17 protein-coding genes and 1 rRNA gene are annotated in these 24511 nt (G+C 34.7%); 6 read left to right on the forward strand and 12 right to left on the reverse strand.

Features of this window, described 5'->3' with window-relative positions; all coding sequences use genetic code 11:
• A 16S ribosomal RNA gene (locus EPK97_RS17105) occupies positions 1-67 on the reverse strand; the annotation flags it as partial.
• Between the two features lie 458 nt (positions 68-525).
• Between EPK97_RS17105 and EPK97_RS17110 the strand changes: the two genes are divergently transcribed.
• Complete coding sequence (locus EPK97_RS17110) at positions 526-1314, forward strand: MBL fold metallo-hydrolase (protein ID WP_162037848.1); 789 nt, start codon at positions 526-528, stop codon at positions 1312-1314.
• Positions 1315-1380: 66 nt separating this feature from the next.
• Here EPK97_RS17110 and EPK97_RS17115 read toward each other — a convergent pair whose 3' ends face one another.
• The 6 genes from EPK97_RS17115 to EPK97_RS17140 all read right to left on the reverse strand — a co-directional run bounded on the left by EPK97_RS17115 (position 1381) and on the right by EPK97_RS17140 (position 8470).
• Positions 1381-2136: a GTP cyclohydrolase II gene (locus EPK97_RS17115; protein ID WP_162037849.1), complete on the reverse strand. Its 756-nt coding sequence runs from the start codon at positions 2134-2136 to the stop codon at positions 1381-1383.
• Between the two features lie 146 nt (positions 2137-2282).
• The gene (gene ligA, locus EPK97_RS17120) at positions 2283-4292 is read right to left on the reverse strand and encodes an NAD-dependent DNA ligase LigA (RefSeq protein ID WP_162037850.1); all 2010 of its coding nucleotides are present in this window, start codon (positions 4290-4292) and stop codon (positions 2283-2285) included.
• Positions 4293-4356: 64 nt separating this feature from the next.
• Entirely contained in the window at positions 4357-6627 is a 2271-nt protein-coding gene (pcrA, locus tag EPK97_RS17125) for a DNA helicase PcrA (RefSeq protein ID WP_162037851.1), read from the reverse strand.
• Between the two features lie 113 nt (positions 6628-6740).
• Positions 6741-7439, reverse strand: coding sequence for a heptaprenylglyceryl phosphate synthase (gene pcrB, locus EPK97_RS17130; protein ID WP_170295558.1), 699 nt, complete (start codon positions 7437-7439; stop codon positions 6741-6743).
• Between the two features lie 191 nt (positions 7440-7630).
• Entirely contained in the window at positions 7631-8239 is a 609-nt protein-coding gene (locus EPK97_RS17135; protein WP_162037852.1) for a spore coat protein, read from the reverse strand.
• A gap of 24 nt (positions 8240-8263) precedes the next feature.
• On the reverse strand, positions 8264-8470 hold the full coding sequence (locus EPK97_RS17140; RefSeq protein ID WP_162037853.1) for a spore coat protein: 207 nt from the start codon (positions 8468-8470) through the stop codon (positions 8264-8266).
• A gap of 154 nt (positions 8471-8624) precedes the next feature.
• Here EPK97_RS17140 and EPK97_RS17145 point away from each other — a divergent pair, with 154 nt between their 5' ends.
• From EPK97_RS17145 to EPK97_RS17160, 4 genes are all read left to right on the forward strand, one after another.
• Complete coding sequence (locus EPK97_RS17145) at positions 8625-10115, forward strand: GAF domain-containing sensor histidine kinase (protein WP_162037854.1); 1491 nt, start codon at positions 8625-8627, stop codon at positions 10113-10115.
• 30 nt (positions 10116-10145) lie between these two features.
• Positions 10146-10778, forward strand: a complete 633-nt coding sequence (locus EPK97_RS17150; RefSeq protein ID WP_162037855.1) for a response regulator — start codon at positions 10146-10148, stop codon at positions 10776-10778.
• 284 nt (positions 10779-11062) lie between these two features.
• On the forward strand, positions 11063-11596 hold the full coding sequence (locus EPK97_RS17155) for an NADPH-dependent FMN reductase (RefSeq protein WP_162037856.1): 534 nt from the start codon (positions 11063-11065) through the stop codon (positions 11594-11596).
• Positions 11593-12849 (forward strand): MFS transporter, encoded by a 1257-nt coding sequence (locus tag EPK97_RS17160; protein ID WP_162037857.1) that lies wholly within the window; start codon positions 11593-11595, stop codon positions 12847-12849. The genes EPK97_RS17155 and EPK97_RS17160 overlap by 4 nt, the downstream gene beginning before the upstream one ends.
• Positions 12850-12922: 73 nt before the next feature.
• Here EPK97_RS17160 and EPK97_RS17165 read toward each other — a convergent pair whose 3' ends face one another.
• Positions 12923-13138, reverse strand: a complete 216-nt coding sequence (locus EPK97_RS17165; RefSeq protein ID WP_162037858.1) for a hypothetical protein — start codon at positions 13136-13138, stop codon at positions 12923-12925.
• Positions 13139-13465: 327 nt separating this feature from the next.
• On the opposite strand from EPK97_RS17165, the gene EPK97_RS17170 reads away from it, so the two are divergent.
• Positions 13466-15073 carry a nitrite/sulfite reductase gene (locus tag EPK97_RS17170; protein ID WP_162037859.1) on the forward strand — a complete coding sequence of 536 codons (1608 nt, stop codon included), beginning with the start codon at positions 13466-13468 and terminating at the stop codon, positions 15071-15073.
• An 89-nt stretch (positions 15074-15162) separates the two neighbouring features.
• On the opposite strand, the gene EPK97_RS17175 is transcribed toward EPK97_RS17170, so the two are convergent.
• The 4 genes from EPK97_RS17175 to EPK97_RS17190 all read right to left on the reverse strand — a co-directional run bounded on the left by EPK97_RS17175 (position 15163) and on the right by EPK97_RS17190 (position 24265).
• Complete coding sequence (locus EPK97_RS17175) at positions 15163-16902, reverse strand: stalk domain-containing protein (protein ID WP_162037860.1); 1740 nt, start codon at positions 16900-16902, stop codon at positions 15163-15165.
• A gap of 215 nt (positions 16903-17117) precedes the next feature.
• Positions 17118-18125, reverse strand: a complete 1008-nt coding sequence (locus EPK97_RS17180; protein ID WP_162037861.1) for a LacI family DNA-binding transcriptional regulator — start codon at positions 18123-18125, stop codon at positions 17118-17120.
• Positions 18126-18343: 218 nt separating this feature from the next.
• Positions 18344-21049: a carbohydrate-binding protein gene (locus tag EPK97_RS17185; protein WP_162037862.1), complete on the reverse strand. Its 2706-nt coding sequence runs from the start codon at positions 21047-21049 to the stop codon at positions 18344-18346.
• A 207-nt stretch (positions 21050-21256) separates the two neighbouring features.
• Positions 21257-24265, reverse strand: coding sequence for a carbohydrate-binding protein (locus EPK97_RS17190; protein WP_162037863.1), 3009 nt, complete (start codon positions 24263-24265; stop codon positions 21257-21259).
• Positions 24266-24511: the final 246 nt, after the last annotated feature.

Consider the following 24511-nt stretch of genomic DNA (forward strand, 5'->3'; position numbering starts at 1 on the left):
GTTCGACTTGCATGTATTAGGCACGCCGCCAGCGTTCGTCCTGAGCCAGGATCAAACTCTCCATTAAAGAGTTGCAATCTTACGACCACAACCATTTAGAGCGCTTGGCTCATTCTTTGTTGCATGTTATATCCGGGTTTGAAAAATAATTCTCATTACTTTTCAATGTAATTATCGATTCATTTTGTTCAGTTTTCAAGGAACTTATTTTCGCGACATTTCCACATAAATTCTTTTGTAGGATTTTGTCGTGACAAGAAATAATATTAACAAACGTTTAATCTAAATGCAAGTTATTTTTTTCTTGTTTTTTACCGCAAAATTGTTTGCTCTTCATGGCGGCAAGAAATAATATACCATGAATGATCTCTTTAATGCAATGAGAATTTATTCCAATTCGAGTTTTTATATTAGACTAAAAAACTTTATTGGTCATTTTTTCTAAAAACAACTTTTAAATTGACAGTTCATTCAATATAATAAAAGTATGTATAAAAACAATATGAATAAGGAAAGTGAATATGTATGCTTCAACTCTCACATCATGAAGATGTTTTAGGTGCTAAAACAGTAGTTCCCGCCATAGGTTTTCAAGTAAACGTCTATTTTTACATAATAGATGGTTTATTGGTCGATACAGGTCCACGTAGAGGAAAAAAAGATACTATTCCTTTTTTAAAACAAAACAATATAAATCAAGTAATTATTACTCATCATCATGAGGATCATACTGGTTTAGCTCCTTGGATCGCCAAACATAAACAAATTCCAATATATGCTCACCAATCAGGTCTGAAGCTATGTAGTAAAAATGGAAAGATGCCATATTACCGAAGATATTTTTGGGGGAAACGAGCGGGGTTTAATGCGTCAAAACTTAATTCAACCTTTGAAACAAACAAATATAAATATAAAGTTATTCATACCCCTGGGCATGCTGATGATCATATCGTTCTTTTGGATGAGGAAAACGGAAGGTTATTTAGCGGAGATCTGTATGTATTAGGTAAACCACAAAGTATATGGAACTTTGAAAATATGCCTCTCTTAATGGATTCTTTAAGGAATGTTTTGACATATGACTTTTCTACAGTTTATTGCTGTCATGCTGGGATATTGAAAGATGGCAAACATAAACTGCAATTAAAACTCAACTATTTGGAAGAATCCCAAGCAAAAATAATAGAACTGCATAAGGAAGGAAAGAGCAATAAGGAAATAGCCGATGAGCTTTTTCCCCATAAAAACATGTTAAACTATTTTTCTTTTTTTGATACCTCTCCCCTACACTTAGTGAAATCCATGCTTTCTTAAAATACAAACTGAAAACCGAATGCAGTGATCTGCATTCGGTTAAAATTCCATAAATAAAATTCATCGCTAGTTATTTGAACAAGTCTCTTCTTCTTCTAAATGACCTGAACGTTTTATTTTTGTCTCAAGATAGTTCTCGTTAAACTCCGAAACATCTCCCCAAAGTGGCTTCCTATCTGAAACTTTTAATCCAGCATTTTTCAACGCTTTAAGCTTTTTCGGGTTATTAGTCATAAGTGTAACTGGTTTGGATCTTAATGTTTTAAGCACTTGTATAGCATCATCATAATTTCTTGAATCATCAACAAAACCTAAACTTTCATTTGCATCAACCGTGTCATATCCATTTTCTTGAAGTATATAAGCCATTGCTTTACTAAACAATCCAATTCCTCTTCCTTCATGGTTAGCTAAATAAAATAAAGCACCCGTTCCATTATCTACTATCATTTTCATAGACTGTTTCAATTGATATCCACAGTCACATCGTTTACTACCAAATATATCTCCTGTATGACAAATAGAATGCATCCTTATGATTGCATCATCTCCATATGAAAAATCACCATATGCTAAAACGCTTGACTGCTGTAGCTCAGCTAAATTAACAGAGGATAATTTTTCAATGATTCTCTCGTAGTTTTCCGTTACTTCTTCACAATTTAACCAGCAATACCATTTAAAATTGACAGTTTCCCCGTAAAGATTAACAGGTAGTTCAATAGGGCCGACTAAATAAATCGCCCCTTTTTTCGATTTGATAAGTTCAATTTTATCTTCAAGTAAGGACAGAACTTTTGATTCCAATTTCGATTGTGTCATAAGTTTCTATGCCTCTTTCTACACTTTGTGTTATATAAGTCTTATCCATTTTCTATGTTTTAAAGATATTATGTGTATCCATAAAAAAACAATACGTTTGAGATGAAAGATACCATCATGTTTATCAACATTTAGGATTCATGTTCCTATTTTATCTCTGCCAAAAACTCCATTTCATTTAAGATTTGAATGCCTAGATCGGTAGCTTTTTTTAATTTACTTCCCGCTTTCTCCCCAGCAATTAAAAAGTCTGTATTTTTAGAAACACTTCCCGTGACTTTAGCTCCAAACTTCTCTAATTTCTCCGCCGCTTCTTTACGCCCTAACTCATGTAATGTTCCTGTAATGACAACCGTTTTATCTTTAAAAATATTATCTTTAATTTCTTCGGGTTGTTCCACTTCTGATTCAGGATTTACACCTGCATCAAGCATTCGCTCAATACTTGATTTAATAATTGGGTTTTGAAAAAACGAAACAATACTATCTGCCACAATATCACCTACATCATGCAGCTCTATCAACTGTTCTTGTGTGGCACTCATGACACTCTCTAAACTTTTATAATGCTCAGCAATTAATTTAGTCGTAGTAATTCCTGTGTTTGGAATCCCTAGAGCATATAAAAAATGTGTTAAATTTTTTGTTTTACTATCTTCAATCGCTTCTAATAAATTATTAGCTTTCTTTTCCCCAAATCGTTCTAAATCAATTAAATCATCAAATGATAAATCATATAAATCTGCTGGGTCCCGAACTTCACGTTCCTCATATAACTGAGTGATTGTTTTTATACTTAATGTATCAATGTCCATTGCATCTCTTGAAGCAAAATGTCTCATTCGTCCAATTAACTGCGGTTTACAGCCTAATTGATTCTCACAAAATAAATGAGCTCCTTTTTTCACTAGCTCTGTTCCACATGATGGACAGACATCAGGAATGGTTATCTCATCACCGTCATTTTCTTCCGACACTTTGCCTAGAATTTCAGGAATGACATCATTGGATCTTCGAATATATACTTCTGAGCCCAGAGCATATTTCAATCCTTTTCTTTCTATATCGCCTTCATTGTTTAGAGTTGCCCTTTGGACCGTTACTCCTCCAATATCTACAGCACTTACTTTTGCAACGGGAGTAATTTTACCTGTTCGGCCAACCTCCCACATCACTTCTTCTAGAATAGTAGTTGCTTCCTCAGCTTTAAATTTATATGCAATTGCCCAGCGAGGAAATTTCTCAGTATATCCCAACACTTCTCTTGTTTTCATATCCGCTATTTTAATAACTGCACCATCAATTAAATAGTCAAGTGTGGATTTCATTTGATCAATATTTTCTAATTCTTTAATCACTTCATCCAACTGATCTATAAAATGAATGTATGGGTTCACTTTAAACTGGTTTTCTTTTAGAAAACTGACCATCTCTCGGTGGTCCTCAAACCGAATTTCTTCAGCATAACCTACATTATATATAAACGCATCTAAGTTACGCTTTGCAGTGACCTTTGGATTTAAGTTTCTTAAAGCACCTGCTGCTGCATTTCTTGCATTTTTTAAAGGTTCATCCGCCGTTTCATTATATTTCTCCAACACTGAAAGGTACATTAATCCTTCGCCTTGGATTTCTAGCCGTCCACTTTTATAGGGAATTTGTAAGGGAATGGATTTTATCGTTTTTACTTGTGCAAGTATGCTCTCACCAATCACACCATTTCCTCTTGTTGAGGCTTGAATTAACTCTCCCTGGTCATAAGTTAGATTTAATGTCAGCCCATCAAATTTTAATTCTAGAACAAATGAAGGTTCAGGGAGCTTTTGATCAGCATTTTTTGTATTATATTCATTTACAAGTTTCTTCACTCGTTTATACCATGCTTGTAAATCCTCGTGACTTTGTGCTTTATCTAAACTCCACAATCGATTGATATGTCGGTGTTCACTAAAGCCCTTTAAAATTTCTCCTCCCACTCGTTGTGTTGGGGAGTACGGATATACTTCTCCTAACTCTTTTTCTAAAGCAACAAGCTGATCATAAAGTCGGTCATATTCCTGATCACTTATTAGGGGTTGATCTAATGTATAGTAGTGATAGTTATATTTATTAATTTCATCTATGATTTTTTTCATTGTTTCTAATTGATCAGCCATTGAATTCCCTCATTTCTTTTTATAACTATATTTACATAAGTTTTCTGTAGAAAGATCTTCTATGCTAAACCTTAGTAATAGGTGCAAACTTAGCAAGTAATCTTTTCACACCTACAGGAGCAGGAAATGCGATTTGCAACTCTGTATCATCCCCAGTTCCTTTGATAGCAACCACTGTACCTGTACCCCACTTATTATGTGAAACTTTATCTCCATTACTATAATTGCCAACAGGTTTTTCTGATGCAATGACATGTGAAGACTGTTTTTGACGCTTAAATGTAGTTGAACTTGAATTCTGGAATGATGAATTCGTTCGATATTGTGATTGTGATCCATAAGAAGAAGGCTGATTAAATGAATTATATTCTCTTACCGGTGATTGATCTACAATTAACTCTTCAGGTATTTCTTGCAAAAATCTTGAAGGTGCATTTGCATTCGTTCTACCGTACAACATTCTCATTTTTGCACAAGTTAAAAACAGTTGTTTCTCCGCTCTAGTAATCCCTACATAAGCTAAACGTCTTTCCTCTTCTAGCTCCTCATCGTCATCAAAAGTGCGACTATGTGGAAACACACCTTCCTCCATACCGGCAACAAAAACATAAGGAAATTCCAAACCTTTTGCACTATGCATCGTCATTAAAGTGACCGCAGAGACATCTTCGTTATCTGATGGACTTTCATCTAAGGTGTCTATATCAGCAATCAAGGCTAAATCTGTTAAAAAAGCAACTAACGAATCATCATCATTTCGTTTCTCAAATTCCATCGTTACAGAAAGAAACTCATCTATATTTTCCAATCTGGATTTAGATTCAATTGTATTTTCACGTATAAAAGGTTCTTTATACTGAGTCATCTCCAACATCTTATCTGTTAATTCAGTTACAGATAAGTAATCTGTCATGGAGGTTAAGTTATCAATTAGTATTTTAAACTGTTGTAACGCATTTTTGGCTCTTGAACTAAGTTCCACAGCACTTAAATCTTCCAGCATCGTAAAAATGGATTTCCCTTCCTTTGCTGCCTGTGCTTCTAGTTTGTCCAGTGAAGCCGCACCGATACCACGTTTAGGTACATTCACGATTCTCTGAAAACTAATATCATCATTGGGATTGGATATTAAACGAAGATAAGCTAAGATGTCTTTAATTTCTTTTCGATCATAGAATTTAATTCCGCCAATAATCTGATATTGAATATCCGATTTAATTAATATTTCCTCAATCACACGAGATTGGGCATTTGTACGATACAAAATAGCATGATCTTTATATTTGATGCCTTTATCATGATTTTGTTTAATTTCATTTGCAATAAAGTAACCTTCGTCATGCTCAGAATCCGCTTTATATAGATGGATTTTTTCGCCTTCGCCTTGATCTGTCCAAAGTTTTTTAGGTTTGCGTCCTGTATTGTTATTAATCACTTCATTCGCTGCATTTAAAATATTGGCTGTTGAGCGATAATTCTGCTCTAATAATATGACTTTTGCTTTTGGATAATCTTTTTCGAAGTTTAAAATATTCGTAATATCTGCGCCTCTCCACCTATAAATGGATTGGTCACTATCTCCAACGACACATATTCTTTGATGTTGGTCTGCAATCATTTGACATAACAAATATTGTGCACGGTTTGTATCCTGATATTCGTCCACATGAATATATTGAAATTTATATTGATAGTACTCTAATACTTCCTGTTCCTTTTGAAATAACTCGATGGTTTTCATAATTAAATCGTCAAAGTCCAGAGAGTTGTTCTTTTTTAATTTCTTTTGGTATAACGTATACACATTTGAAATAACACCTTGATAGTAATCTCCAATTGTACTCTCATATCTTTCAGGTGAAATGAGTTCATTTTTAGCCGTACTGATGGCAGATAAAACCGCTCGAGGTTCATATTTTTTACTATCTATATTTAATTCTTTCATACAATTTTTCACTGCGGATAACTGATCTGTAGAATCTAAAATTGTAAAATTAGAAGTGAAACCAATCTTTTCTATATCCTTACGTAAAATTCTTACACACATGGAATGGAAAGTGGAAACCCAAATATCGTTGGCTGTAGGGCCTATCAAACTCTCTACCCTTTCTTTCATTTCTCTAGCCGCTTTATTTGTAAATGTAATAGCAAGGATGTTCCAAGGAGCTACTTTTGTAGTTGCAATTAAATATGCAATACGGTGGGTAAGCACTCTTGTTTTACCACTTCCAGCACCAGCCATAATTAATAATGGTTCTTCAGTTGTTTCAACTGCTTTTTTTTGCTGCTCATTTAAACTATCTATCGATTTAAAAATATCAAAAGCTTCATTCATTTATAAATTCAGACCTTCCTAACTAGATATTTAACGTCCAAATGGACCTTCTTATTTGTATTTATATATTATAACATATGTAAGCGAATACACGTTCTTGTTTTTTGAAGGCACTACTTTGGCATTTCCTCTTTAATATTCACAGTTTCTATGGCTAACTCTATATCCTGATAAATGACATTTCCAACAATGATCGTATCCGCTACTTTGGCTGCCATTTGAGCTTTTTGAACATTATTTATTCCGCCACCATAAAAAAGCTGTGTTTTGTTTAAAACCTTCTTCACTTTTTTCAACATCTCTATATTTCCAAATACTCCGCTATATTCAGCATAAAAAATAGGCATATGAAATAATTGCTCTGCACATCTTGCGTAAGAGAGCACATCCTCTTCATCTAAATCAGTAGTGGCATTTGTCACTTTTGTGACTGTTGCGTCTGGATTTAAAGAAACATAGGCTTCTGGTAAAACATACTCCCATGGAATGATATCCCCATACGCTTTAATCGCTTTTTGATGGTTTCCAATTATCCACTCTGGTTCATTTGCGTTTAAAACAATAGGAATCATATAAAGATCAAAACCCAAAACAATAGCATCTTGATTTGAAACTTCTAATATAGAGGGTATAGAATACTGTTGGATTCTAGAAAACAGGTCATAAGTATTATCGTAGGTGATTCCTGTTGAACCCCCCACCATGATTGCATCAGTTCCAGAACAACAGATTTTTGTCAAATGATCATCTGATATCTTTTTATCAGGATCTAGTTTAAAGATGTGGCTCCAATTTTTAATTGTATCTATCAAAATGAACCTCCAAAAGTGAAGATTTTGTTTTTCTCTAAATTTTAGTCTAAAGTACACACTCTACCCTGTCAAACACATACACCTTAAGTCAAAATAAGATCGAGATATGAATTTTATACGTAAAAAAGCACCCTGAGATGAAGAAGATTCAGAGCGCTTAAAAAGCATGATTTATTTTTAAAATACAAAGGTTAAATTAAGTATTTCTTATTGTGGTCCTGAGTTGAAGCTGATGTTTGTGAACTTGAACTCATCTGTGTTCCCATTTGTGTGCCTGACCTCATTTGAGGTGTTCCAGATTGATTTGCACTTGATGTGTTTGCTGTACTAGAAGCAGCTCCTGGTGGCATCGTACCCATTGCACCATAGTTTAACGTGTTTGGGCTCATAGACATATGTGTAGGTTGTTGATAAGACTGATTTCCAGAGCCCATCATACCAGAGGATGGTTGACCACCACCTAAATATTGCTGCATAAACTGCTGTGTTTCATAACCACATTGATTAAATTTTTGCTGCTCTTTTTGAATTTCCTGCATGGGTGCTGGAGTCACATTATACATACCTTGTTGGCTCATAATTTGGAATAACTGTGCTTGATCTGCAAGTGTCTTTTGAAGTAATTGATTAAAATTTTGATGAACCATTGGATTTGCTGATTCCAGACATGCAGTCGTATATTCTCTTGCCATTCTTTTTAGCTCTGACAAAACTAAATTTGCCATATCTTTATCTGGTAAAGCAACATGTTGTTGTCCCATTTGTTGTTGCCCCATATTAGATGTAGATTGATTATACATTAATAGCCCTCCTTTTCTTGTGATTTATGAATATTGGTTATGATCTAATACGTTCATTAATTGACCAAAATCCTGAAAACGTTCATGTGACATATGATTAAAAAACTGTTTCAACTGTGGATTTTGACATTCTACCGCTCCATGTACACAAAGTTTAACGATTGATTCTTCATTTTTCAAAGAATCACATATGTAAGATAATTCTTTGGTTGAAATGGACCCAGTATGCACTGATTTTCCCCCTTTCCCTCATTCATCCACATTAGCTTGCCACATTTTTTTGTTTTTATTTATCCCATAAATTCTTTTTGCACTCATGTCATGCACTCTATTATACTAAGAATATTAGTACGTTTTACTTTGATATGTAGGGAAGTGAAATGAAATGGTAAATGAAAAAAACATTCAAAAATTAACCACATTAAAGGTCATTTTACAAACGATAAACCAAGTAACGGATCTAGATAAGATGTTGCAATCCGTATTAAAAGAACTTATTCGTTTGATGGACTTAAAAACAGGTTGGATTTATTTCATTGATACAGATGGCAGTTATAAACTAGTGACAGATTATGACCTTCCGCCTGCTTTATGTCACGAAGATAAAAAACACATGTGTGAAGGTAGTTGTTGGTGTATTGACCGTTATCATGATGGGAGATTGGATAAGGCAGCCAATATTATAGAATGTAAAAGAATTGATGACGCAATTAAATATGAGTGGGGAGATACGGAAGACGTCACTCATCATGCTACGGTTCCTTTAAAAGCAGGCAACGAAAAATTTGGGTTATTAAATGTTGCATCACCTAACAAATTGGAATTTAATGAAGAAGAGCTAGCATTATTGGAATCGGTAGCCATTCAAATCGGAACTGCGATTAAACGTCTAAACTTTATGAATCGAGATCAAAAGAGAGCCTCTCTGTTCCAAAAGTTAGGTGAAGTCACTACCGCCTTGCATGGTGACCGTAATGAAAATTATAGATTAGAATACTCTGCTTCACTGATACAAATTAAATTTCAGTATCATCGCGTCCATATTGAATGTAATGAAAAAAAACATGAGGAAAATATGGGTTCCAGCGAAGAAATGATATCCATTACTCAACCTTTTAAACTTGGAGAAACTTCAGGAAAAATCAGTATTTCGAATCCATCTTTAGATGACATTGATCGAGATATTATTGAACAGCTTGGTCAACATTTAGCCATCGTATTTGAACATGCACGATTAAACCAAAAAGCACACGAACTTGCTTTAATTCAAGAACGTAATCGACTAGCTAGAGACTTACATGATTCGGTCAATCAACTTCTATTTTCATTAGTGCTTACGGTTAGAGGAACAAAAGAAATGACAGAGGATCAAGACATTCATGAAATGTTGAATTACATGCAGGATCTTTCCCAAGATGCATTAAAGGAAATGCGCGCATTAATTTGGCAACTACGTCCTCAAAATTTAGAGGAAGGGATTGTTTGCGCCCTAGTAGCATATGGGAAAGTATTAGATTTAAATGTATCTGCTGATGTTCATGGTGTAGGAGAGCTTCCTAGTATAATGGAAGAATGTTTATGGCGAATCGGTCAAGAAGCGTTGAACAATATTAAAAAACATGCTGAAACAACTGAGGTATGGATTGAATTTAATCGTGATAAAAAGAACGTTGAGATGAATATTCGTGATGAAGGTATCGGATTTAGTTTAAACACCGAACAGCACAGTCCATCTCTTGGTTTAAAAAGCATGCGTGAAAGAGCTGAATTATTTGGTGGAACAGTGATCATTCAAAGTGTTTCAGGAAAAGGAACACTGCTAAAAGTGAGTCTACCTATGACAAAAACCTATATCGATACACATTCAGTAAAATGAAGAAATAAAACGAAAGGTTGGGGAACAACATTGGGTATTAAAGTATTAATTGCTGATGATCATAAAGTTGTAAGAAGAGGCTTATATTTCTTTCTACGCACACAAGAAGATATCGAAATTTTGGGAGAAGCCGAAAATGGGAAAGAAGCTGTCGAACTGGCAAATGAATTGCAGCCCGATATTATTTTAATGGATGTCATGATGCCCGTTATGAACGGTATCGAAGCGACTAAGGTCATTAAAGAACAAAATCCACATATGAAAATCATTATTTTAACTAGTTTTTCAGACCAAGACCATGTCATTCCAGCTATTAAATCTGGTGCAACTGGTTATCAATTAAAAGACGTGGAGCCAGACGAACTTGTAAAAACGATTCGCAATGTTCATCTTGGACAAAACCATGTCCATCCTAAAGCGATGTCTCACATGATGTCACATATGACGGATCAAAAACAAGAGAATAACTTAGTTGAGCAGTTAACTAAACGTGAGAGAGAAGTTTTATCTGAAATTACGAACGGAAAAAGCAATAAAGAAATTGCTGACAGTTTAAATATCACAGAAAAAACAGTCAAAACTCATGTATCCAACATTTTGTCAAAACTTCATTTAGCTGATCGAACACAGGCTGCTCTATTTGCGGTAAAACACAAACTTTAATAACCCACAAAAGTGATGAATTCCCCAGTTCGTGGATGAACTGGTGTCGAATTTGGCCACATGGACGTGGCTGGTCTTATTCGACCTATTACTTTTGCGGGGCCCGGAGCCCCAATAACCTACAATCTGCTACAACTAAAGTCGTAGAATAATATAAACCATTTTTATGAGGTTAAAATATAAGGAATGATTTATAATTTATAATAGTTAATGCAACGGGATCCTTTCGAGATTTCGTTATTAATAAAATTATATTTAAGTTAAATTAAGGAGAGAATATAAACATGAAAATATTAGTCATTAATGGAACCCCTAGAACATTTGGTAGAACAGGCGTGATAGGGAAGTACATTTCTCAAAAATACAATGCGGATTTGATAGATTTAAGTGATGGTAGTATACCCATGTATAATGGTGAAGAAGATCAGGATGAAATTAATTCTGTAAAACAATTAAAACAATTAGCTTATGACGCAGATGGTGTCGTACTAACATCCCCTGAGTATCATAGTGGTATGAGTGGTGCATTAAAAAACGCTATTGATTTCTTGAGCAGTGCACAATTCGAACATAAACCAGTCGCACTCATTGCAGTTGGTGGTGGAGGAAAAGGCGGAATTAATGCATTAAGTAATATGCGTACTGTAGCAAGGGGGATATATGCAAATGTTATTCCTAAACAATTAGTTTTAGATCCAGATCGATTTGATATGGAAAACAAACAATTAACAGCACAAGGTATGAATCAAGTGGATGATGTGATGAAAGAACTGCAAATATATATGCAACATAGTGTACAACGAAGTACTAGGCAATGAGTTTGATTATTCAAGATCAACGTTTCATTAAAATTTTAACTGCGAATATTTTCTCATCCATTGGATCAGGTATTACTATGATTGCGATCCCGTGGATGATTGTTACTGGAGAAAATGGGGCTAGTACCTTCGGACTTGTTTCACTGATATTGACCATTATGTTATTCCTCATCGCTCCGATCATAGGGAATCTTATTGATCAACATTCTCGCAAAAAATTGCTATTGTGGTCTGAAATGATAGGTTTTATAATTATCGGTTTATTTGCTTTCATCGGATTTGTAAATGGAGGTTATGCTACTTGGCAACTCGTTGTATTGTTTGCCAGCGGTATGTTGTATTATTCTTTGTTCTATCCCACAATGTTTGCTATGAACCAAGAAATCTTTGAACGAAGCCAATACAAAAGCTTAAACGGAATCATGGAAATACAAGGGCAACTATCTAGTGTTGTTGCTGGAGGTGTTGCTACCCTATTAATTGAAGTGATTGATCTTCATTGGATTTTAGTCATAGATGCAAGCACGTATGCTATTGCATTTATCATCTTGTACACAATCCCTTACTTGAAAAAGAATCAATCTTCTCACTCCAATACGGAGGCTTCCTTCTGGGAGAAAATGCAGGAAGGATATGAATTCTTAAAAGAACGTCCGTTATTATTTTTATTTCTAATTTCTGCGTTCATCCCATTTGTTATCGTTATGATTACAAATTATGTGTTCCCTATTTATATTGAGTCTACCTTACAAGCAGGGGGTAATGTATATGGTGCTCATGAAATGTTATATGGGGTTGGAGCACTTCTAGCTGGAATGACTGTACCTTTTCTTATACAAAAATTTGGGAATGTAAAAATCGTGCTTATTGGAATATTTATATTTATGGTATCCATGATATTTACTACTCTTTTCCCGATCACCATTTTATTTGTAGTTGTATCGCTATTTTTTGGTTTAGCGAATGCGGGTACAAGGGTAGCGCGAAACACTTTAATGATGGAAATGATACCAAACGATAAAATAGGGCGTGTTGAAAGTTTATTCCGATCGATTGGTCTTGCTATACGAATTACTTTAATCGGAAGTTTTACTGTGATGATTCCTGTAACAGGAACCTTCTCCTCACTAAGTATATTAAGTGCTATTATTGTTACTTCATTCATAACGGCATGGATTGGGAAACAATATTTTAAAAAGAACTTAACTTCTACAATAAATTCGAAGGTTGTTGAAGTGCAAACTCAAAAATGAGAATAGAACTAAACAAAAAAACACCCTTTAAAAGGGTGTTTTTTATGTATTTTCAATTTTAATTGATTAAAGCTTACAAATAACCAGTCCAAGCTAGTACAATCAATACATCCATAAAAACAAATACGCCTAAACAAACAAGTGCAAATCCAATTGCAAATAAATTTTTTTCTCTAGCTAATACTAATCGTACAAAACCAATTGCGATTACAACTGAGAATAAAATCATAATAAGGTCAAAATAAGAGAATTGACCTACTTTTTCAACAGCTTCTTCTGCAAGAAACATCAAGGTACCCCCTTTTACGCATAACACATTAATTATATAATACTTTTGTTCCATTCTGTATACAAGACATTATATAAAAAGTTAACAACTTTGTCACGATTATGTGAACGAATGAAAAACATAACTTTATGAGGTTGTTCTTCTCGGTTTTGAAAACTAAAAATTATGAATTGGAACTCTATATAATTTTTCCCTATATTACTTATAATTATTATTTATAATTAATTATTTCTTTTGTGATTTACGATTATTCTCTAATATGTTACTATCAAAATAGAATATTCATACTAAATTTATCGGAATTATACAGTATAGGAGGAAAAAAGTATGGCTTATGAAGCTAAGTGGGCTGATGATCCATCTAAACTAAATAAAACAGAATTAATGAAGTTAGAAAAAGATGGTTTAGATATTATTAGAACGATTATTGAGAAATATGCAAATGAAGGTTATGAATCGATTCCAGAGGATGAATTGCTACGATTTAAATGGGCAGGGGTATATGAGCAAAAACCAAAGGACGGACATTTCATGATGCGGGTTAGAATCAACTCCGGGATTATGACTTCTGACCAAGTTAGAGCCTTAGCAAGCATTGCTCATGATTATGGGAGAGATTTAGTAGATGTTACAACTCGACAAGCGATCCAATTTCACTGGTTAAAGGTTGAAGAATTACCAGATATCTTTAAACGTTTAGAAGATGTTGGTTTATATTCATTCGAAGCATGTGGAGATTGCCCTAGAACGATTGTAGGTAATCCTTTAGCTGGGATTGATCCTAATGAATTAATTGACACAACAGATATTGTCAATGAGGTTAATGACTTTTTCTTAATGAATAGAGATTTTTCAAACTTACCTCGAAAATATAAAATGTCCATCTCATCCAATATTTACAATACAGCACATGCACAAATTAATTGCTTGGCCTTTACACCTGCAACAAAAGTGATTGACGGAAAAGAAATTATTGGTTTCCATGTATGGGTAGGTGGAGGATTGTCTGCAAAACCTTTCTTAGCACAACAACTAGATATTTTTGTACGTCCTGAAGAAGTGTTAAAGGTTTCAGAAGCGATCACCATTATTTATCGTGAACATGGTTTCCGTGCAAAACGTCATCAATCCAGAATTAAATTTTTAATAGCTGATTGGGGCGTAGAAAAATTCCGTGAAGAACTAGTAAAGCAGTATGGTGAACTCCCAACAAGAGGCGAAGATAAAACGAAAGCTTGGAATGCAGCGTATTTTGACGGCGTTCATCCTCAAAAACAGGAAGGTTATAGCTTCATAGGTTTAAACTTGCCTGTAGGAAGATTAGATGCACAAGAGTTCACAGAGCTAGCTCGTTTAGCAGATAAGTATGGGGATGGAACACTTCGCTCAACTATGGCACAAAACTTGATTATCACTGGTGTGAAAAATGAAAAAGTTGAGGGATTATTGCAAGAAAAAGTTTTAGAAAGACTTACACCAAATCCAAAACGTTTTATGAGCCGTACCGTTTCTTGTACTGGAAATGAATTTTGTAATCTGGCTATTGTAGAAACGAAAAAAAGAGCGGTGGATGTAGCTGAATATTTAGATGATCACATCAACATGGAAGAACCTGTTCGCATTCACTTTATCGGATGCCCTAACTCTTGTGGTCAGAAACACATTGCAGATATCGGTCTTCAAGGTTCACTTGTAAAAACACCTGAAGGTATGGTTGATGCGTTTGACATTGCCGTAGGTGGAACACTTGAAGGTAATGGTGAGTTTAACCATAAATTAAAAGGAAGAGTTAAAGGGGACGATGTTGCCCCTGTATTAGAACAACTTATTGGATTCTATAACGATAATCGTTCTGATGAAGAAACATTTCATCAATATGTTCATCGTGTTGGTGTTCCTGCTTTCCAGGAAAAATTAAATGAGCTATTAGCTTAAATATAAAAAAGAATATGTAAAGATAAAAAGGAGGGGATAATCCCCTCCTTTTTCATTTGATTATATCAACATCATTTAGTGCATTCCTATTATTTTAATTGATCTAAAGGATAAAAGATAAGATCTATTGGGAACGCGGAACCTGCAGGAGGCGTAAACTCAATTTCTAACGTTTTCTCATCCCCTGTAGTTCTTTTAAGTACATGAACTCCACTTAAATGTGTAAGTGTTCCAGAAATCGGTGCCATAATTAATTCTCCGTTTATTTTCACAGGACCCTTAAAAACGCCCGCTCTTGGACGTAATAACATGACAACTTCTCCAGGATTATCAATGGATATATGATATACCATGCCATAATGTCCTTTATTTAATGCCACACTATCATTGTCAAATACATCAACACCTTGAATAGAAGAAAAAATCGTCTGATCACCAATGGATAGTCGGTACGGTTGTGTGAAAGGCATTCCACTTTCATTTGCTTCTATATAAATATCAGAGGATGGAAAGGTACCACGAACATGCCCATCACCTTCAAGAGGCTCGTAAACTCCTTTTTCAAAGTCTTCTATATCTGCATCATTCATGGCAACAAATGAAAAAGTTAATTCTCCATCCGTTTGAACATCGTAAAATGTATTCACACCATATTGAGGCAGAAAATCAGGATAAATTTTATAAAAAATAGTTTCATTTGGTTTCACGTTTGCTTGTGAATCAGGAGCTTCATCTAACAAAAAGTCAACAGAAGCAATATGTCCCATCAAATTAACTAGAGGAGTTGGCTTCACTTCACCACTGTTCGTCGTTGTAATTGTAATGTCCTCATCAGTATCATTCGTTGCTAGTATAGCAAAAGTTACATTTTTATCCATCACATTTAAATGGTTTGCATATAAACGACCTTTCCCATTGATCGTATCTTGATATAAAATCCCCGGTTCTTTAATCATCTCTGGACTATCACTTATCAGCAGTTTTCTTTCAAAATCATATTCCATTTCATGCGGAATCTGGTCTAATGTCAGTAAACTCAAATTCGTTTGAAAAGAGGTTCCTTCTTCTTGAAAATATAATGGGTAGTGCTGTCTCGTCAAATATACATCTTCTACAATCGTAATATATTTTGTATAAGGTTCACTTACAATCCCACTACCATCTGTAACTGTTAAAGTAACAGGGTACGTTCCAGCTGTAAAATAGGCTTCTTCTTTCCCCGTCCAACTTCTTGCCAAGTTTTCTCCATCTGGGTCATAACTTAAATCGACTAATTTGATTGGTTCACCAATTCGATAATGAGATTTTGCTGATGTAAATCTAGCTACAGGTTTGGCGTGATTGCCATCCGTAAACGTATAAGGTAGGTTTGAATAATTTATTTCAATTTTCCTATTCATACTATCATATTGATAATTTGCACCCAACGTATCAAGAATCCAGCCCATATGTATTAATGAGTTCCCATTATCAATAAAGACTTTATCATCAAAAGGAATCTTTGTACCGTTCTCTGTAATGGTCATTTTTTCTAAATTAATCTCAATATAAGAGTCAGACGGTTCCAAAATGATCGTTCTACTCTCAGCAATCCACTGAACATTAAACCCCAAAGCTTCTCCTAAAAATTTAGCAGGTAAAAATGTTCTTCCACGTACAGCCACAGGAGCTGTATCTATTTTTACAGTTTCAAGGTTTACAAAGGCATCTGTTTCATCTAAATATAAAATAATTTGTTTTGTAGTTGGTGAAGCTGCATTTGTGCTTACAGGAGCAGAAATAACGAACAACGCAACAACTAAAAACATAGCTACCGATTTCTTTAACATTTTCATTTCATCCTCTCAGTTGTACTTTCTAATTTTATGGTTTCACTTGTCCCACAGTATTATTAGACCCACTTTTCTATAAAAAGTTTCATATATATTAAAAAAAGGAAGAAATGACTTTAAATCAATAAAAAACAACAAAAGAAAAATGGATTAACCATTTTGATGATTAATCCATTTTCCTTCATATATGTTAATAATAATGCTATTAGTATCTATATTTTATATTCAGAAGATTCTCGAACCAACAAAGTAGAAGAAACTTTAAAAGTTCTTGAAGAGGTATATTTATTTTCGTTCATTTGATCTATGAGTTTTTCAGTCATCAATGCTCCCATAGAATACTTTGGCTGAGCAACCGTACTTAATTTGGGACTCACATAACTACATACTCTAATGTTATCGACTCCAACTACTGCAACCTGCTCTGGAATTTTAATATTTAGTTCTTTAAAAGCATTATAAACCCCTAATGCCATTTCATCATTTGCTGCGAAAACAGCTGTAAACTTCTTATCTCTTTGTATGATTCTCTTTATGGCCTCATATCCCCCATTTTCAGAGAAATCTCCATTATCAACAAGCTCAGGATCAAAAGGAAGCTCATTTCTTTTTAAAGCATTCATATAGCCTTCTAAACGTTCATGACTATCCACTGCATCCTTCAAACCACTTATAAACACAATCTCTTTATGACCATTCTGTACTAAATGATCTATCACTTCTTGTACTGCTTTAATATTATCGTTATATACACAAGATACTAGATCATGTTCAATATTTCTTCCGATCACACCGATGTTATAACCTTGTTCTGCGATTTTACTGATCTCTTGATCTGATAATGTAGATGTCACTAGGATCATCCCATCAATGGTACGATTATATAATAAATTTAAGTAATCTATTTCTTTTTCTTTTTGATCTTGTGCATCACAAATAATAATTTTATAGTTAAGGGAATTCGCCATATTTTCAATGCCTTTAATAATATCCGCATTATATGAAACCAAAATGTCTGTGACAATAACACCAATCGTCATCGTTTTTTTGGAACGCAGGTTTTTAGCAGAGGCATTTGGAATGTATCCCATTTCTTCAATTACTTTTAATACTTTTCTTTTTGTTTTTTCATTTACTAATTTACTATTATTTAGCACTCTAGAAACCGTTGTGGGAGACACACCTGCTTTCGCGGATACATCTTTTATTTTGTTCGTCATTGAAATCTACCTCTTCCCATTGAGACTCTCTAAAACATTTTAGACGTTATGATCGATTTCTACGTTTTATTGTCACATTTATTTTAACATATCTATAAAAAATGTGTACTTTTTGTTGAATAAACAAAAAAAATGGGAGATAATATATCCCCCATTAAAATTTTGATTATATAAGATTTCTAATCTAATTTTAAAATATTTTATAATTTCATTTTTCTTTACTCTATAAGTTCTAACCAATTCATATTCCCAATATCTGAACCCCCTTTAAACACTAGAAATAAATCATGTGTACCCGTCGTATTGGAAATAGATGCTGTATTTGTTACCCACGATTGCCAGCCACCCGTATTAGAGATAGCCACTGTTCCGATCAAAGAACCCGTAAGACTGTCTAATCTTAACTCAATGGTCCCACCTTCAGATTCTGTAGCTACTCTCACATTCACACTAGATTTTCCAGCATTAAAATCAACATTTGAAAAGGAAATATAATCTCCGTCATCCGTCCAACCTACATTGAACCCTCCACCTGAATCACTTGTGGATTCTGTTTGTATTCCGCTCATCGATGCATAATTTTCTGCTTCAATTTTTATATTTGTGGGAGGCGATGTATCGGAATCCGTAAATGTAAACCAATTCAAATTACCAATCCCATCACCCGATGCACCTGTAAACACAAAGTATACATCATGAATGCCTGTGGTATTAGAGATAGAGGCGGTATTTGTTATCCATGATTGCCAGCCACCCGTATTGTTAATATCTACATTACCTATTAAAGTGCCAGATATACTATCTAATCTTATTTTAATGCTACCACCAACTGATTGTGTAGCTACTCTTGCTTCTATTGCTGCAGCACCATCTCCCGTACCGAAATCAACATGATGAAAAGCAATATAATCTCCATCATCTGTCCAACCTACATTGAGTCCACCACCCGTATCACTTGTCGATTCTGTTTGGACACCACTCATGGATGTATAATTTTCCGCTTCAATTTGAGAAAAAGCATCAATTAATATTGGATCTGGTGGAATAATAACGTCTTTCGTAAACTTAAACCAATTCAAGTTACCAATTCCCTCACCCGATCCACCTGTGAATACAAAGTATACATCATGTGTTCCTGTTGCATTAGAGATAGAAGTCGTATTCGTAACCCATGATTGCCAGCCACCCGTATTATTAATATCCACAGAGCCAACTAATGTTCCATCTGTACTATCTAGCCTAATTTCAAGAGTACCACCATCTGATTCGCTAGCTACTCTAGCTTCAATGCCTGTGGCTCCGTCTCCGTCCCCAAATTCTACATCGTTAAAGGAAATATAATCTCCATCATCTGTCCAACCTACATTTAATCCTCCACCTGTATCACTTGTTGATTCCGTTTGAATGCCGCTCATTGAATTAAAATTTTCGGCCTCGTTTTGTACATACGGATCGATAGGATCATCATCTGGAGGTATTGTACCTCCATCTTGATCTCCTGCCCACTTAAATGTAGCTACAGCTCCTCCAGGAAGAGTATAATTAAACGATTGTGAGCCCCAATTCACTTTAAATGTTCGTTGATCTGATGCAGTATTTAGGGCGATTAATACTTTTGAGCCATCTGTGTTTTTAAAAGCAACATTTTGTATCTCTGTATTATTTGATTCAATTCTTTTTGCACCTGGTTTTACGAATTTACTAAAATGACCCAACACATAATACTCTACATTTTTTGTGATTGCTCCTGATTGATCATTGATTGTAATTACACCACGACAAGTACCACATCCACCATTTATTGGACCATTGTTTTGGTCTAAAGCTAAATTCCATAAAGTAACTGATTTTGCCCAATTACGTGTCGTGCCTATGAATAAATTAGATAATTCCCATTGTAAGTTACCACCAAAGTCTTCAGCCCATGTTCCACCTGTACACTCTGTAAACCAAATCCCTTTATCAGGATGAGCATTATGGACCACAGATTGCAACCCTGGATCCGTAGGGTCCTCATAACAATGGAAAGCAGTTCCTGCCATGTATTGTTTAGCGGAAGGATCATTTAATAATTCTAATGGGTAATCAATATATTTCCAGTTGTGGTCGAAACCAACAATTTTAGTGTTAACGTTTTGATTTTGGAAGGTAGGGCCTAAATTATTCTTTATAAAGTTTCTTTGCTCAAGAGGTTCCATGTACATACTAGGATAACTTGTTGTATTATGATAGGGTTCATTTTGAACTGTAATGGCGTAAATAGGAAGACCTTTATCTTCATAAGCTTGGATGAATTTCACAAAATAATCTGCAAGAGCCTGATAGTGTTCAGGTTTTAAGGTACCTCCATGTAAGGAGTCTCCATTTTTCATCCATCCAGGCGGACTCCATGGAGTACCTAAGATTTTGAGGTTTGTATTGATATCTGTAATTTGTTGCAAGATAGGAATAATATTAACTTCATCTTGTTGAATGGAAAAATTAGATAAACTTGGGTCAGTTTGTCCAGAAGGCATGTCATTGTAAGAATAGCTGAATAAATTAAAATCAGATGCACCGATAGGCTGACGTAAAAAACTAAGTCCGATCCCACTATCTCCAAATAAGTCATTTAAAATTTGATCTCGTTGAGAGGGATTCAATTTCTGGTTTATAAGATAGGCAGATGAACCTGTTACGGAAGCACCAAAACCATCGATTTCTTGATATTCTATCGTTTCATCCACATTGATCGTTATTCCCGCTGAGCCTGAATCTGACGAAAATTGAACATCGTTTTCTTTCTGAAGCAATTTTTGTTGATCTGGAGTTGTTACCCAAACCTCCACATTCTCACCAACCGCATAAACCATATTCATACTAGTTAAAGGAAATATTAAAGAAAACACCAGTAACGATACCAAGATTTTTTTCATTGAATTCATTTTTACATCTCTCCCATTAAAATAATGATTTAAGTGAAATCGATTTCTATATAACATATGTTGTCCCTAGTAATTTATGCTATTTTATTGGAATCGTTTTCATTTAATGATTTGAAATTCAATTTCTTAAAAATAAAGAGCAACTCAATCTTTTTGAGCTGCTCTAGGTGTATTTTATAATATTAAAATATGATTATTTCTATCTGATTAACTTTTTTTCAATAATTTCTGTAACTCTTTTTCCACTAATTTAACATAGTGATCTTGATCAAAGCTTTTTTTGTTTTCTTTGTTTAAGTCATTTACCATACGATTTAAGTCTCTTTCAATATGATCAGCTATGTTAACTATATGAATTTCCGTCTCATGACCCGTAACTCCAGCTAAAAATACATCTTGTAATAACGTATTTACCTCCCTTGGACTCACTTCACCTGATTTCACATAGTTGATGATTTCTGCTGCTATTTCAAATGCTGTTTTGTTTTCAGCTCTTAATTGTTCAATTTCTTTTTTTAGTACTTCAGTAGTATCAAAGAACTTAATCCAATTGATATTCCCAATGCCGCCAGATCCATTTTGGAACACAACATACAAATCATGAACGCCTGTTACGTTTGAAACTTCTGCGGTTTCAGTTACCCATGATTGCCATCCGCCTGTATTCGTAATATCTACTGTGCCAATTAAAGCACCTGTTGAGCTGTCTAATCTTAATTCAAGCGACCCACCTTCTGAATCTGTTGCCGCTCTTACATCCACACCAACGGCTCCATTTTCAAAATTCACATTTTTAAACCCTATATAGTCACCATTATCGGTATGACCTACGTTAAGACCACCGCCTTCATCACTAGAATTTTCGGTTTGAACACCGTATTGTGTATGATAGTTTTCTACCTCGATTCTTTCAAAAGCACTCCATTCAGTTTCCTCAGGTATTGTTTCATTAAAGTTAAACCAGTTGAAGTTACCAATGCCACCTGTATTACTTTTGAAGACAATATATAAATCATGAATGCCTTCTACATTTGAAACATCCGCTGATTTTGTTATCCATGACTGCCATCCACCTGTTTTTGTTACTTCAAGTGAGCTGATTAACTCACCATCTGTACTATCTAATCTAAACTCAAACGTTCCGCCATCTGAATCTGTAGCTACCCTTGCCTCTACATTTTCAGCACCATTTTCAAAATTGACATTTTCAAAGCCAATATAATCTCCATCATCTGTGTGACCTATATTTAATCCACCACCTGCATCGTTCGCAGATTCGGTTTGAATGCCATATACATCATCATAGTTTTCTGCTTCGATTCTATCAAAAGCACTTAATTCAGTTTCTATTGGGGTTGTTTCATTAAACTTAAACCAGTTGAAGTTACCGATACCGCCATTCTCATTTTTAAAGACAACATAAAGATCATGTACACCTTCTACATTTGATACTGTAGCTGTATTTGTGATCCAAGATTGCCATCCACCCGTATTTGGAACCTCTACTGTGCTTATTAACTCACCCGTTGCACTTCCTAATCTAAATTCGATTTTACCACCTTCAGCTTCCGTCGCTACTCTAATATCAACACTTTCTGCGCCACTTTCAAAATTAACGTTATGAAATACTAAATAGTCACCATCATCCGTATGACCAACTACTAATCCGCCACCTGCATCATTGGCTGATTCCGTTTGGACTCCACTCATATCATTAAAATTCTCTGCTTCAATTTGATTAAATGGATTGATCTCAAAATTACCACTATCTCCAACTTGCTCACCTGACCACACAAATGTAGCCACTGCACCAGCTGGAAGGGTATAAATAAACGATTGCTCTCCCCATCTTACTTTAAAATCTCTTTCTTCATCCGTGTTGTTCATCGCAAGTAAAGCTTTTGATCCGTCTGGATTTTTGAAAGCAACATTTTGTAAATCACTATTTGCATTGGATTCAATTCTTTTTGCACCTGGTTTTACAAACTTACTGATATGACCCAATACGTAATACTCTACATTTTTAACGACTTCCCCTGATTCTGAATCAACGGTTATCACACCACGACAATCGGAGCATCCACCGTTAGTAGGACCGAAATTTTCATCTAATGCTAAATTCCATAATAATACGGACTTAGCCCAGTTTCGAGTCGCACCGATCACGATGTTTTCCATGTTCCATTTTAAATTACCACCAAATTCAGTAGCCCATTCACCACCTGAACATTCTGTAAACCAAATTCCTTTCTCTGGAAATGCATTATGAACTGCTGTTTGTGCCTCTGGTGTTCCTGCATAACAATGAAAAGCACTTCCAGCTATATAGGATCTAACCTCTTCGTCATTTAATACATTAATCGGATATTCAAACTCATTCCAGTTATGATCCCATGCAATAATGTCTGTCTCAATGGATGTAGATTCAAAAGTTGGTCCTAAATAGTTTTTAACAAACTCTGTTTGCTGCTCCGCTGACATGTACATACTAGGGTAACTATTTGTTTCATGATGTGGTTCATTTTGAACGGTAATTGCATAAATCGGTAATCCTTCGTTTTCATATGCTTTGATATATTTCACGAAATAATCTGCATAAGCTTGATAGTGATCTGGGCTTAAAGAGCCACCATTAAGAGTTCCACTCTCCTTCATCCAGGCTGGGGCACTCCAAGGTGTTCCCAATACTTTCAGCTCTGGATTCACAGATTGAATTTCTTGCAAAATTGGAATGATATTTTCTCTGTCTTTTTCTAATGAAAATTGAGCTAAATTTGGATCTGTCTCTCCTTCAGGTAAATCATTATAAGTATAACTTGATCGATTAAAATCCGATGCACCCATCGTTTGTCTTACAAAACTTAAACCAATGCCATCTTCTCCAAACAAGTCATTTAATATCTCTTCTCTTTGAGTTGAATCTAGTTTTTCATGAAGTAAATACGCTGAAGAACCAGAGACGGCTGCTCCAAATCCATCCATTTCTTGATACTCTATATTTTCATCTACATGGATATCAGCGGCACTCAAATCTGATGAAAAATGAAGGTCACTGTCTTGCTCGAGCAATCTTTGTTGATCTGCAGTTGTTACCCATACTTCTACGGATTCCCCACTTCCAAAAGATGTACTCATACTTACACTAGTAAATGTTAAGATAAATGCAAGAAACAACATGGAAACTGAACGCCTTTTTTTATTTCTTTGATTACACATGTATACACCTCTTTTAATAAAATAATTTTCAGTTTTGATCATAAAATCTCATTTATGTTTTGTAACACCTCCTAAGTTAAAAAACAATCCATGTGATATTTTATGTATACATATACATGGAATCGTTTTCATTAATTTCGTGTAATATTTTCTGTTTTCTGTAAATAAATCTATAATCGCTATATTAATTTCTCTCTATAATCATTGTAAATTATATTGGTATCGATTTCAATAGTGTGATTTAAG

The sequence above is a fragment of the Chengkuizengella sediminis genome (assembly GCF_010078385.1).
Lineage (GTDB): Bacteria > Bacillota > Bacilli > Paenibacillales > KCTC-33759 > Chengkuizengella > Chengkuizengella sediminis.

Excerpts from the sequence above, each read along its gene's own strand:
- EPK97_RS17180 (WP_162037861.1), bottom strand. The coding sequence starts at position 18,125 with ATGACGAACAAAATAAAAGATGTATCCGCGAAAGCAGGTGTGTCTCCC.
- ligA (WP_162037850.1), bottom strand. The coding sequence starts at position 4,292 with ATGGCTGATCAATTAGAAACAATGAAAAAAATCATAGATGAAATTAAT.
- EPK97_RS17155 (WP_162037856.1), top strand. The coding sequence starts at position 11,063 with ATGAAAATATTAGTCATTAATGGAACCCCTAGAACATTTGGTAGAACA.
- EPK97_RS17185 (WP_162037862.1), bottom strand. The coding sequence starts at position 21,049 with ATGAATTCAATGAAAAAAATCTTGGTATCGTTACTGGTGTTTTCTTTA.
- EPK97_RS17135 (WP_162037852.1), bottom strand. The coding sequence starts at position 8,239 with ATGTATAATCAATCTACATCTAATATGGGGCAACAACAAATGGGACAA.
- pcrA (WP_162037851.1), bottom strand. The coding sequence starts at position 6,627 with ATGAATGAAGCTTTTGATATTTTTAAATCGATAGATAGTTTAAATGAG.
- EPK97_RS17175 (WP_162037860.1), bottom strand. The coding sequence starts at position 16,902 with ATGTTAAAGAAATCGGTAGCTATGTTTTTAGTTGTTGCGTTGTTCGTT.
- EPK97_RS17165 (WP_162037858.1), bottom strand. The coding sequence starts at position 13,138 with ATGTTTCTTGCAGAAGAAGCTGTTGAAAAAGTAGGTCAATTCTCTTAT.
- EPK97_RS17160 (WP_162037857.1), top strand. The coding sequence starts at position 11,593 with ATGAGTTTGATTATTCAAGATCAACGTTTCATTAAAATTTTAACTGCG.
- EPK97_RS17190 (WP_162037863.1), bottom strand. The coding sequence starts at position 24,265 with ATGTGTAATCAAAGAAATAAAAAAAGGCGTTCAGTTTCCATGTTGTTT.
- EPK97_RS17145 (WP_162037854.1), top strand. The coding sequence starts at position 8,625 with ATGGTAAATGAAAAAAACATTCAAAAATTAACCACATTAAAGGTCATT.
- EPK97_RS17115 (WP_162037849.1), bottom strand. The coding sequence starts at position 2,136 with ATGACACAATCGAAATTGGAATCAAAAGTTCTGTCCTTACTTGAAGAT.
- EPK97_RS17110 (WP_162037848.1), top strand. The coding sequence starts at position 526 with ATGCTTCAACTCTCACATCATGAAGATGTTTTAGGTGCTAAAACAGTA.
- EPK97_RS17170 (WP_162037859.1), top strand. The coding sequence starts at position 13,466 with ATGGCTTATGAAGCTAAGTGGGCTGATGATCCATCTAAACTAAATAAA.